This window comes from Glaciecola sp. G7-5 (genome assembly GCF_055808975.1).
On sequence record NZ_CM147892.1, the window covers coordinates 4,629,705 to 4,642,186 of the forward strand.

General features: G+C 42.8%; 11 protein-coding genes. 3 read left to right on the forward strand and 8 right to left on the reverse strand.

All coding sequences use genetic code 11. From position 1 onward, the window contains the following. The 7 genes from mraY to mraZ are packed head-to-tail and all read right to left on the reverse strand — an operon-like array spanning nucleotide 1 to nucleotide 7,718. On the reverse strand, nucleotides 1-1,083 hold the full coding sequence (gene mraY / locus AC0L6H_RS20310; RefSeq protein WP_473391168.1) for a phospho-N-acetylmuramoyl-pentapeptide-transferase: 1,083 nt from the start codon (nucleotides 1,081-1,083) through the stop codon (nucleotides 1-3). Next, nucleotides 1,083-2,585: a UDP-N-acetylmuramoyl-tripeptide--D-alanyl-D-alanine ligase gene (locus tag AC0L6H_RS20315; protein WP_473391169.1), complete on the reverse strand. Its 1,503-nt coding sequence runs from the start codon at nucleotides 2,583-2,585 to the stop codon at nucleotides 1,083-1,085. The genes mraY and AC0L6H_RS20315 overlap by 1 nt, the downstream gene beginning before the upstream one ends. After that, nucleotides 2,582-4,234, reverse strand: coding sequence for a UDP-N-acetylmuramoyl-L-alanyl-D-glutamate--2,6-diaminopimelate ligase (locus AC0L6H_RS20320; protein ID WP_473391171.1), 1,653 nt, complete (start codon nucleotides 4,232-4,234; stop codon nucleotides 2,582-2,584). Before AC0L6H_RS20320 ends, AC0L6H_RS20315 begins: the two co-directional genes overlap by 4 nt. Further along, on the reverse strand, nucleotides 4,221-6,011 hold the full coding sequence (locus AC0L6H_RS20325; protein ID WP_473391172.1) for a peptidoglycan D,D-transpeptidase FtsI family protein: 1,791 nt from the start codon (nucleotides 6,009-6,011) through the stop codon (nucleotides 4,221-4,223). Before AC0L6H_RS20325 ends, AC0L6H_RS20320 begins: the two co-directional genes overlap by 14 nt. Further along, the gene (gene ftsL, locus AC0L6H_RS20330) at nucleotides 6,011-6,331 is read right to left on the reverse strand and encodes a cell division protein FtsL (RefSeq protein ID WP_473391173.1); all 321 of its coding nucleotides are present in this window, start codon (nucleotides 6,329-6,331) and stop codon (nucleotides 6,011-6,013) included. Before ftsL ends, AC0L6H_RS20325 begins: the two co-directional genes overlap by 1 nt. Continuing rightward, the gene (gene rsmH, locus AC0L6H_RS20335; protein ID WP_473391175.1) at nucleotides 6,328-7,263 is read right to left on the reverse strand and encodes a 16S rRNA (cytosine(1402)-N(4))-methyltransferase RsmH; all 936 of its coding nucleotides are present in this window, start codon (nucleotides 7,261-7,263) and stop codon (nucleotides 6,328-6,330) included. The genes ftsL and rsmH overlap by 4 nt, the downstream gene beginning before the upstream one ends. Continuing rightward, nucleotides 7,260-7,718, reverse strand: coding sequence for a division/cell wall cluster transcriptional repressor MraZ (gene mraZ, locus AC0L6H_RS20340; RefSeq protein WP_473391177.1), 459 nt, complete (start codon nucleotides 7,716-7,718; stop codon nucleotides 7,260-7,262). Before mraZ ends, rsmH begins: the two co-directional genes overlap by 4 nt. 455 nt (nucleotides 7,719-8,173) lie before the next feature. On the opposite strand from mraZ, the gene AC0L6H_RS20345 reads away from it, so the two are divergent. Together AC0L6H_RS20345 and AC0L6H_RS20350 are read left to right on the forward strand one after the other, a co-directional pair. After that, the gene (locus tag AC0L6H_RS20345) at nucleotides 8,174-9,310 is read left to right on the forward strand and encodes a sensor histidine kinase (protein WP_473391178.1); all 1,137 of its coding nucleotides are present in this window, start codon (nucleotides 8,174-8,176) and stop codon (nucleotides 9,308-9,310) included. Next, nucleotides 9,303-9,950 (forward strand): response regulator transcription factor, encoded by a 648-nt coding sequence (locus AC0L6H_RS20350; RefSeq protein ID WP_473391180.1) that lies wholly within the window; start codon nucleotides 9,303-9,305, stop codon nucleotides 9,948-9,950. Before AC0L6H_RS20345 ends, AC0L6H_RS20350 begins: the two co-directional genes overlap by 8 nt. An 82-nt stretch (nucleotides 9,951-10,032) precedes the next feature. On the opposite strand, the gene AC0L6H_RS20355 is transcribed toward AC0L6H_RS20350, so the two are convergent. Further along, entirely contained in the window at nucleotides 10,033-10,803 is a 771-nt protein-coding gene (locus AC0L6H_RS20355; RefSeq protein WP_473391181.1) for a SapC family protein, read from the reverse strand. Between the two features lie 453 nt (nucleotides 10,804-11,256). Here AC0L6H_RS20355 and AC0L6H_RS20360 point away from each other — a divergent pair, with 453 nt between their 5' ends. Continuing rightward, the gene (locus tag AC0L6H_RS20360) at nucleotides 11,257-12,468 is read left to right on the forward strand and encodes a dipeptidase (protein ID WP_473391183.1); all 1,212 of its coding nucleotides are present in this window, start codon (nucleotides 11,257-11,259) and stop codon (nucleotides 12,466-12,468) included. Nucleotides 12,469-12,482: the final 14 nt, after the last annotated feature.

Sequence of the window (12,482 nt, forward strand, 5' to 3'; positions counted from 1 at the left end):
TTATCTCAACTTTAATGTGGCTAAGCCAATCAATACTAAAATAAGTGAAATAATCCAAAACCTAACGATTACGCGAGGTTCAGGCCAGCCTTTAAGTTCGTAATGATGGTGAATAGGTGCCATTCTGAAAATACGTTTGCCGCGGGTTTTAAAGCTCCACACTTGCAAAATAACGGATAAGGTTTCTGCCACAAAAATCCCTCCCATAATGAACAAGACGATTTCTTGTCGTACTAACACCGCTAATACACCGAGGGTAGCACCTAGGGCAAGCGAACCTACATCGCCCATAAATACTTGGGCTGGATAAGTGTTAAACCATAGGAAACCAAGTCCAGCACCCACAATCGCGGTACACACAATAACTAATTCACTGGTCATGGGAATAAAAGGAATATTGAGGTAAGTTGAAAAGTTTACGTTGCCCGTAGCATAAGCAAAGATAGCAAATGCACCGGCAACCAATATTACAGGGACAATTGCCAAGCCATCAAGGCCATCCGTTAGATTCACAGCATTACTGGTACCTACAATAACAAAGTAGCTTAACACCAAATATAAAACACCTAGTTGTGGCATCACTTCTTTGAAAAACGGCACGATAAGGTTGGTTTCAGCAGCCATGGTGGTAGTTGAATACAAAAAGAAAGCAACGGCGATGGCGATAACTGACTGCCAAAAATATTTCCACCGAGCAATCAGGCCGTTGGGATCTTTGCGTACGACTTTGCGGTAGTCATCAACAAAACCTAAAATACCAAAACTGACGACAACAAATAATGTCACTAACACATATTTATTGGTTAAATCGGCCCACAATAAACAACTTGTTAATATAGCCGCCAATATCAGTACACCACCCATGGTGGGCGTACCAGATTTTGACAAATGGCTTTGCGGGCCGTCATCTCTTACGGTTTGGCCAATTTGCATACGTTTAAGCCATACGATCATCTTAGGCCCTATAAGTATGGCAATCAACAAGGCAGTTAATGTACTGAGAATTGCGCGCAATGTTAGATAAGAAAATACATCAAAACCCGGTTCGAACTGAGTAAGCCATTCGGCCAGCCATAGCAACATTAGGCAGGCTCCTTATTGTCGGTTGTTAAATTATCGTCGCCTTGATTGAATTTATGCGCAAGTAATGCTTCAACCACCTTCTCCATAGACGCGCTACGTGACCCTTTAACTAAGATAGTAACGGGTAATTTTCGTTCCATATTTTGTGATCTATTTTTGTTTGTTACATGCATGGTTTTGGACGTTTCGTTTTTCTCAACGATTGGGCTAATTAGGTCGATTAAGGCTTCAAAAGCGCTAGTCGTGTCGTTACATGCAATCCCTTTGTCTTGCATCACTGCACTAGCATTTGTGCTAAGTACGCCACAACTAATCACCGAATCAATCTTGTGTTCAAGTGCATATTCACCAATTTGTTGATGATACATTTTGGCTTGGTCACCCAACTCCCCCATATCCCCAAATACAAACACCTTATAGCCTTCAAAACTGGCGAGAAGGTCAAGTGCCGCCTTAACTGACCCAACGTTTGCGTTGTAGGTGTCATCAAGTACCCGTACATTTGGACCAAGCTGTTTTACAGCCAGTCTTCCCGCAACGCTTTGCATATTGAATAAGCCCATTTGCACGTTAGCTAAGTTTGCGCCAGCACTTATCGCGAGTGCGGCTGAAAGTACCGCATTGCCGACATTATGTACGCCTGGTACGCGCAGCTTTATCGCGGCTGTGCCTATGGGCGTAACAAGTTCAAATTCTGCGCAACCTTCATTATTTATAGAAACCTTGTTTGCATGAAAATCACCTTTGTCAGATTCATAGGAAAATGTTAGCACTTGCTGCGTGCCTGACTTACCCTGCCAAAATTCAAAAAACTGACTGTCGTGATTAAGGATAGCAACCGCATCAGACGGCAAATCTTTAATGATTTCGCTTTTGGCGCGTGCCACACCAAATAAACTGCCAAAACCTTCAATATGAGCAGGCGCAGCATTAATAATGGTCGCCACATCCGGTTTTACTAAGGAGCAGGTATAGTCTATTTCACCTTGATGATTTGCGCCCATTTCTATCACTGCATAATCATGGCTTTCATTTAACCTCAGTAAAGTGAGTGGGACACCAATATCGTTGTTAAAGTTACCTTGCGTCGCGAGTACTTTTCCGCGCGTACTTAAAATGGCGTTTACCATTTCTTTAACCGTTGTTTTCCCACTTGATCCAGTAATTCCGATGGTTTTAGGTGAGACTTTTTGTTTGACGGCTGCACCTAATTGACCCAAGGCTATACGCGTGTCGTCTACCAGCAATAGAGGTACTCGGCATTCAACATCAGCTTGGCTGGCAATGACAGCCGACGCACCTTTTTCTATCGCAGCGTCAATATAGTCGTGCCCATTAAAATTAGGACCCACTAAAGCAATAAACAAGTCTCCGGTTTTTATGCTTCGAGTGTCTGTACTTACACCTTTAATAGTTGTTTTATGTAAAACGCCACGGGGAATATCGTGGGCATTTGTTGCAGCGGTTTTTTCCATAACCCAAACGAGAGATACTTTGATCACAATGGGCCTCCTTTGTTTTTATTATTTTTGTTATCCGCAGTGCTTGTATCACAATGACTCGCATTTTCAGCGATGAGTCTAGCAACAACTTCCCTTTCGTTATAGTCAATTCGTTGGTCATTAATCTCTATGTAATTTTCGTGGCCTTTGCCCGCGACGAGAATCATGTCATTGTGCTGGCTTGTGCTAAGTGCACTTGAAATAGCGTCGCTACGGTCGAGTTCAATTCGCAAAGTCTGCTGCTTATTCAAGGCCGTTATCCCTACTTGAATATCAGCAATGATAGCTGCCGGATCCTCGTGCCTAGAGTTGTCTTGGGTAAGAATAATATCATCAGCAAAACGCTGGGCGATACTACCCATAATAGCTCGTTTACTTGTGTCTCGATTACCGCCGCAACCAAAAATACAGCACAGTCTACCTTGGGTGTGGACACGCGCTGCGCGCAAGGCCTGCTCTAAGGCGTCGGGGGTATGCGCGTAATCAACCAATACACTGGCACCTTTGCCAGTAAATAATTCCATACGTCCGGCAACACCGGTAAGCGCACTAGCTGCTTTGCATAAATCGCCTAACAAGAAACCTTGTCCAAGCAACGCGGTAATAGAAGCCAATAAGTTAGCCACATTAAACGCGCCGATTAACGGTGCCATTATTGTTTGTGTGGTCTCATAATCTGCGAAACGTGCATGTATAGTGAACTTAATGCCCGATGTTTCATAAGCTATATCGCTCGCCCAACAACCAAACTGCTCAGGACCTAAAGGGTGTAAAGAGAACCAGAGTATCGTTTGGGCGGGTTTTGCTTCTTGTTGCCATTGAAGTGATTCTTTGTCGTCAGCATTTAACACCACAACACCAACGCCATTGGCCTTAAGCAACTGTCGCTTTGCTTTAGCATATTGCGCCATAGACTTATGATAGTCTAAGTGGTCTTGACTTAAGTTAGTAAAAACTGCGCAGCGAATATTGAGTTTTTCTAATCGTTTTTGAACCAAGCCATGAGAGGATGCTTCAAGCGTAATTTGTTCACAGCCTTGAGCCTTAAGTTTTGCGAGTATCCCGATTAAGCTCACGATATCGGGAGTCGTATTGATGGTTTCGGCTATTTTTTGCTGGTGACCTCGTGTAAACAGATTCACACCAAGAGTGCCGATACTGGCACTCTTTTGTTTACATAGACTCGTTAGCTGGGCAATCAATGTTGCGACCGATGTTTTACCATTGGTACCGGTGATAGCGGTAATAGACGGCAGCATATGAGTCGTGTTTTGTTCACTCGCAAGCTTGCCTGTGTAGAAACAAAAAGCAATATCAGCTAACTTTTTAACTAAGCTGTGCACATAGATGCAAACTATCGATTTGTCAGCATAGTATTTTGTTTCAAGCTTGCCGTTGTCAGCTTCATTTTTTGTTTCAAGCAGTGCAAGTTGGCATTTTTTTGTTGCCGCACTGGCAAGGTAATCATGACCGGCGCTTTGTGCGCCAAACACTGCGATAAAGACACTTTGCGCGTTAAGTACTCGACTATCCAAAGAAAGTGAAGTGACATTTAGGTAGTAAGTGCGCGCACAGTGCTCATCCAAGGTAGATTGCGCTACACCCAAATAGTCGAGCACGCTTAAAAAATATGAGTTAACGCCCAGCATGAAGTTGTCTCTCCAGCACAGCATCAACATTTAGCGCGTCAGGGGGAATATTCATCATTTGCATAGTGTCTGACACAATAGAAGAAAATACTGTTGCTGCGGTATCACCTGCATGATAAAAGTCACCACCAGGTTCGTTAATAAGCACAACTACCGCTATTTGAGGATTTGACACTGGCGCTATGCCAGCAAAAATATTCACATACTCCTCACCATAACTCCCGGCAAAGGCTTTTATACTGGTGCCGGTTTTACCTGCCACGCGGTAACCTGGCACTCTTGCCTTGTAAGCAGTACCACCTTTTTGCGTGACTGTTTCCATCATCAGTAAAACATCATTGGCGACTTGCTCTGAAATAACCCGCTCTGGTTCATAGTCAGCATTCATGTTTTTGACAACAGTTAGCGGACGCTTTATACCGCCATTGGCAATAGTTGCATACATACGCGCGAGTTGCGTTGTGGTAACCGCAATATTATAGCCAAAGGATAACGAGGATATCTCATGTTCAGACCAGCGCGGACGTTCATGAAATATGCCGCTGGACTCACCAATCATGTTAGTGCCCGAATCGCTCATCAATCCCATATTGTAATAAAAATCTATCAGCACTTCTTTAGGCATAGACAAAGCAAGCTCCGAAGTACCCATGTTGCTCGAATGCTGTATGATTTCAGTAATGCTTAACTTTCCATAATTTCTAGGATCTTCAATCCGGCTGCCCCCTAGGCGGCGCCAACCCGGCGAAGTGTCAATAATACTGTCTTTTTGATAATAGCCGTTTTCAAGTGCTGCGATGACCGCTAAAGGTTTCATCACTGAGCCCGGTTCAAATGCATCAGTAATAGCGCGATTTCGAACCCGATGGCTCGATAAAGTAGAACGATTATTAGGGTTATATGCTGGCGTATTGGCCATTGCCAACACCTCACCTGTATGCACATCAACAATGACTACCGATGCCGATGCTGCTTGAAAGGCGATTGTTGCCTCTTTTATTTTGCGATAAGCAAGAGCCTGAATGCGTTGATCAATAGTAAGGGTAATGTCGTTTCCAGGTTTACCTGCAGATTGCTCTAAAATTTCAATTTGTCTATTTTTGCCGTCACGAATAATTTTACGTTCACCGGGCGTGCCTGTCAGCCATTTGTTATAAAGACTTTCTATGCCTTCACGGCCTTTATCATCGGCATCGGTAATGCCTACGATATGAGACGACACCTCTCCCATCGGGTAGTAACGCTTAGATTCATCAACCAAAAATACACCCGGTAACTTGAGATTTTTCACAAAGGTTGCCATGGCCGGTGTAACCTGCCTTTGCAAATAAACAAAGCGCGCTTGGCCTTCAAGTGCACGTTTGCTTAACTTTTCGATGTCAGTATCAAGGACTTGAGCTAGCGCTTCCCATTTACGAATATCTTTTAGACCGTTTTCACCACGAACCACATGGCGATCAGCCGAGACTGCTTGGGACGGAACGCTAACGGCGAGTTGTTGACCATTGCGATCGGTTATCAGTCCTCGATAGCTTGCATTTTGGCGTATGCGGATAGTGCGATTGTCACCTTTTTCAACCAGTGTCTCGTTTTGAATGACTTGAATGAAGGCTGTGCGCGAAGCTAGTGCTGCAAACACAGCAAAAACACAGAATAAAACCAGCCAAAAACGCCATTGCAAAATAGTCGGTGCAATTTTCGGTTTTGCTTGACGCCCTTTACTATTTTTTTTAATTGGGCGCTTGCGAGGCTTTTGAACGGTAGCGGCAACTGTCATTATTTCACCCTCAATAAGACTTCGTCTTCTCGGGTAGGTCTTTTCATCCCTAGTTTATCTTGCATGGCGCGTTCGATTCGGTTGTGCTCAGTTAACGAGCTTTGCTCAATAATTAGGTGGCGCCATTCAATGTCTAGTGCGTCTTTTTCTTTTACCAATTGCTCTTGTGCCATTACCAATTGGCGATTTTCGTGAGTACTTACTATCACAGCTACCGCTGATGCAATGGTTGAAAAAAATAAAACCAAGAGAAACAAATGCCGGCTCAAGTCCGACATAATAATAAAAAACAAATTGAAGTTGGTAATGGGCTTACTCATAATTTTTCAGCCACTCTGAGCACCGAACTACGACAACGCACATTCTGATTTATCTCTTCGGCACTGGGTTTAATTGCTTTTCCTATAGGCTTGACAATTTTGCCTACATCCAGCATTTGCTGAGTTAATGGTAGTTTAGAGGGATATTTAGGCCCTTGGCTTTTGCTTTTAATAAAGCGTTTAACCATTCTATCTTCTAAGGAGTGAAAGCTGATGACCGCTAAGCGCCCACCTTTACACAAGACATCAAGCGATTCACTTAAGCCCAGTTCGAGTTGTTTGAGTTCTCCATTTATAAAAATACGTACACCTTGAAAGGTGCGCGTAGCAGGATGTTTAAATTTGTCTTTTACCGGTACGGCCTTATCGATTAACGTGGCAAATTCGCTCGTCGTTTCCAATGGCTTGATGGCACGTTGTTCTAATACGGCATGAGCGATACGAGTGCCAAATTTTTCTTCGCCATATTGCTTAATCACCGTCGCGATTTCTTCAAGACTTGCGGTATTTAGCCACTGCGCGGCACTTAAACCAGCGCCGGTATCCATACGCATGTCTAATGGACCATCTTTTTGGAAACTAAAGCCGCGCTGAGCGTCGTCAAGCTGAGGAGAGGATACACCGATATCCATCAACACGCCGTCAACTTTACCGTAGAGCGACAAATCATTCACCACCACCTTGATGTTGGCAAAGGCACAATGATGTATGCTGAATCGAGGATCACTTTGAAAACTTTTAGCAGCCTCTATGGCTTCTGCATCACGGTCTAAGGCAATCAGACGACCGTTTTCACCTAGGGCATTTAATATAGCGCGACTGTGACCACCACGGCCAAAGGTTGCATCAATATAAATGCCATCGGGTTTTATGTTTAAGGCTTCGATTGATTCTTTCAATAGCACCGAAGTATGGACTAAGGCGGGGCTCATAGTGAAAAGTCCTGCAACCTTTCCGTTTGCTCGTAAGCGCCCATTTTTTCGACCTTAAGGTCCTCTTCAACTTGTGCAAACCAAGTATCTTGCGACCAAATCTCGATGCGATTGCGTTGTCCGACTAACATGATTTCTTTATCTAGATTGGCGTATTGGCGTAAGGTAGGTGCAATTAATACACGACCACTTTTATCCATGATGGCGTCATTTGCATAGCCGATTAGCAGGCGCTGAATGCGTCGCTCATCGGGGTTCATAGTAGAAAACTTACTGATTTTTTCTTCAATAATATCCCACTCGGGAAGCGGGTAAAGTAGCAAACAAGATTGTCGATTATCAACAGTGCAGACCAGTTGTCCCTGGCAATCATCCATAAGGGCTTGACGGTATCTCGTAGGTACCGTCAAACGACCTTTTGTGTCGAGATTGATTGCGTTAGCGCCGCGGAACATTACCCCTAGCCTTTTTTTGGTTTTTAGTAGCTCATATTGTTTTTATTATTATTAATAATCTGGCTGCTACTGTTGATAAAAGAACAAAGTATAAATAAACCCTTTTTTACCACTTTCTCCCACTTCTTGACAGTTTATGGACTTTTATCGCTATATGTCAAGTTTTTTTACAACCTAAGTCGCATAATATGGGCCCGTTTTTCATACATTTTTCGGCCAAAAATAGACGTTTCCAATAAAGAACTATACTTATCAATTGCTTAGCAATTATTTTAGGATTAATTTGCAGAAAGAATAAAAGATGACATTTGTCATCATAAATTTATGAGTTTTGTGAATGTATCTATGTGGGATTTTGTGACACCATTGCGTTTAAGATAAATGTTGCCAATAAATCAAGGGAATAAAGCACAACTGATACTAAGTTGCCCTCGGTTTTACAAGGATTTAGCCGTATGCAAAATGGGCAAAAGCAAATAGACACTTACCATTCAAATATTCCGAGTTTGGGGCAGAATCGAAAACGCATATGGTCATATGTCTCACTGCTCTTTTCACTCTTCTATTTTGCGCCGATAATTTTTGGAGAGCCTGGCAACAGTAGCTTGCTTATTTGTGTTTTATTCTATCTACTATTTTTGCCTACATACGTGTTTGTTGTAGAAAGTAAAAGCACATTTAGAATACCCGCCCTCGCGCTTCTTTTGCTTGTTGTGTCGAGCGCTTTACATTTTACGATTGGTGCGATGGTATTGTTTGGCTACTGTTTGTTTCCTATTGGTTATTACTGGCGCTGGCAAATAAGCGGTGTACTATGCATTTTGGTGTCAATATGGATAGTGTTGATTGCGCTGTGGTTGCAAGGGCCCGTGTGGGTGGGTATCTTACCCTTTTTGTTCAGTGGTATAGGGCTGTATTTTTTTGGCCTAATGGAGCGCCGTGAAACCATTCGCAATATTCAGCTTTACCGTTCACAGCAATCGGTAAAGCAGCTCTCTGCTATCGCTGAACGTGAACGGATTGGGCGCGACCTGCATGACATAGCTGGCCACGCGCTATCAAGTATTTCTCTCAAAGCCCAGCTTGCATCAAAATTGCTAGACAAAGGCAGGCCACAACAAGCAAAACAAGAAATTGACCAGCTTGCAAGCCTATCGCAATCTCTTCTCGCTGAAATACGAAATGCAGTGAGCAACATTAAAGCCTTGTCTTTACTTGATGAGGTGAACAAAATAGAAGCCTTATTGTTTGACAATAACATATCACTGCAAAAGGACATTGCTCCAAAAGTACTAAGCCAGCTAAGTGCGAGCGACGAAGCCAATCTAACGCTGGTGATTAAGGAAGCGCTCATTAATGTGCTGCGCCACAGTAACGCATCAACGGTAGTACTAAGCGTTGTTGAAACGGCGCCTAGTTTCATCACTGTAAAGATCAAAGATAACGGCACCGCTACAAAAACAAAGACAATAAAAGAAGGCAATGGCATACAAGGCATGCGAGAGCGAATCAGCGCAATGAAAGGCGATTTTTTAGTAAAGCGTGAAGACGGCTTTTTAATCGAATTTAGGATACAAACGACCCATGACTAAACCCACCCTAACAATAATGGTTGTTGAAGACCAACGCTTAGTGCGCGAAGCAATCAGTTCGCTGCTATCCTTAGAAGACGACTTTGAGGTTGTCGCACAATGTGAAAATGGGCAAGAAGCTTTTGAATTGCTCCACGCTGTTGCAAATAATCAAGCCAACGAAAGACTGACAAAAATGCCTGACCTTATTTTAAGTGATATTGAAATGCCGTTAGTGAGCGGGATTGAATTGGCTGAAAAACTAAAAAACGCCGCAATTTCACTGACCATGGTCATTATGACAACTTTTTCTAAACCTGGTTATATAAAAAGAGCCCTAGCTGCCAATGCCAAAGGCTTTATATTGAAAGAAGCACCAAGCGATTATTTGATAAGCAGTTTACGCGATATTGCAAAAGGTAAAGTCGTTATCGCTCCTGAACTAGCGCTTATGGCCATTGGCGACAACGACCCCTTAAGCGACAAAGAACGCAAAGCACTTAAACTAGCGCTTGATGGCTTGGGCACAAAAGAGATAGCAAAAACCTTATTTTTATCTGAAGGAACAGTACGCAATTATCTTTCTGAAGCCATTTCTAAACTAGATGCAAGCAACAGGGTTGATGCTGGCAGAATTGCGAAACAAAAGGGTTGGTTGTGAGATAAGAATTTATAGACATAAAAAAACCGCCTAAGCGGTTTTTTTAATGTGAACAAACAAATGCCCCTTATTAACTTCGCACTTACGCTTCAGCTTCGTTAGCTTTTGCAGCGGTTTGCGGGTTAACAGGACTAATTTGAATAGATTGAATAGGATTATCAGTCTTATTCGACAACTCAACTAAACGATTAAGCTGACCTAAAGAAAGCATCATCGAATAAGCTGCGCCTAAGAAACCGGCTTTATGTAGCTCAAGTACTTTAGCGTCTTCAAGTGCAATGAGTTTTTTCTCGTCAATAGACAAAATGCCCGTAACATTGCGCACTTGGCCACTTGCATAAGCTAAACGTATTTGAATTTCTTCAAGCAGGTCTAATTCTTTAATTTGCTTGATGAAACGCTGATTTTGCACTTCACTGTTAGCCAAATCTGACAAAAACTGTTGACGATTTTTCAAGAAATCACTTGGTTCACCGGCATCAGTAAAAAGCGGTTGACCTTCTTCAGACACCAACTCACTGCTTTCATCAATATATAGTCCAATTTTGTCGCCGTCAGGGCGAATATCAAATGGATGACGTTGCACATTTAAAGGCACGTGCGGTCCTTGCCAGCGCTCTTCTGCATAGAACAAATTTTGTCCTTGCTCTAAACCTAACATGGCGACGGTATGGATATTTTTTGAAGCAGGATCTTCAATAAAAACAATGGGCATGCAACCTGATAGTTGTGCGAATTCACGAATAGTAGCAGCAGCTAAATGGGTTTTACCAACCAAATCAAAATTGATTTTTGGGATAACTTTTAGTGCACTGTGCTTCTCTTTATCAAGCGGGACGTAATTATTAGCCATGTATAATTCTCTGTTTCTCAATTTGAATGTACGTTTAAAAAGGCCGTGTATTATGGTACATGCGACCCTAAAAGTCACCTTTTAACCTATTTTTAACAAGTATTTTTTGTTAGGCCCCAGTACTAAGCTTTGTTGTAAGTAGCCTGTTTACATATAAAAAGGACATAGCGAGCGATTTGTATCGCGTCCACCCGATTCAATAGTAAAGATGTAACATTAGCAAGCTTAAAATGGGCAATAGTCAAAGCCGCAGGCCTTAACGATTCATATGACATAGATTGATGGCCTAGATTAAAATAGTAATCTCTTATTGAGCCATATTATTTTTGGGAATTTGAAGAGCAATTGCGTATAGTATAAGCACTGGAAGTGCGCTATGCGTAATAGTCTGCCAAGCGCTTAGGTAAACATTTACCTTGTTAGCAAAAAATAAGAAACAAAAAGGAAAACGAAATGAACGCCATTTTCACACATACCAGTATTGCAATGCTTTGTGTCAGCCTCTTTGCTTGTAATAGCACCTCTTCAACTAACGCAAACACTGAAAAGGAAGCTAACAGAATCGCCCAAGACAACATTATTGTTGATGGCCACATAGACGTACCCTACCGCGTGGAAGACGCTTGGGTAGACGTAACAAAAGCAACCACAGACGGAGACTTTGATTATCCTCGTGCAGTCGCGGGTGGACTCAACGCTCCATTTATGTCGATATACGTACCGGCAAGTTTAGACGACAGCGATGCATCAACGGTATTAGCTAATCGCTTAATTGACTCAGTTGAAGCCATCGTTGGCAGAGCACCAGATAAATTTGCACTCGCTTATAGCGTAGCTGATGTAAAACGTAATTTTAAAAACAAACTAATTTCGCTTCCGATGGGCATGGAAAACGGCTCTCCGGTGCAAGGCGACCTAAAAACCTTAAAACATTTTTACGAACGCGGCATTCGCTACATCACTCTTGCCCATTCGCAATCAAACCATATCAGTGATTCATCTTACGACCTGCGCAGGCAGTGGCGAGGACTCAGCCCTTTCGGAAAGGAAATGGTCGAAGAAATGAATAAGCTTGGGATTATGGTCGATATATCTCATGTGTCTGATGCTGCCTTTTACCAAACAATAGACATCAGCCGCGCCCCGGTTATTGCTTCACATTCGTCCCTACGCAGATTTACCCCAGGCTTTGAACGCAACATGACCGACGACATGATAGAAACATTAGCCAGCAACGGCGGCGTAATTATGATTAATTTTGGATCGGGCTTTGTGAGTCCTGCGGCACGATTATGGCGCGATAAAATGGGTGACAAGCGCAGTGCTCTTATCGCCACCTTTGGTGCAGATAGCAAAGAACTAAGCACTTTTGACGACGAGTATAAAGTCAACAACCCCTATCCTTTTGCTAATGTCGATACCGTCATTGACCACATAGATCATGTAGTACAACTCGTTGGCATAGATCACGTTGGTATTGGTTCTGATTATGATGGGGTGGGTGATTCTCTGCCAGAAGGCTTAAAAGACGTATCGGCCTTTCCTAATCTGATAAAAGGCCTATTGGATCGTGGCTATAACGAAGGCGACATCAAAAAGATCTTGAATGAAAACCTCCTTCGCGTCTGGTCTGAAGTTGAAACTGTGGCTAATAATAGTCAGTAGCGTGGGCTAACAAA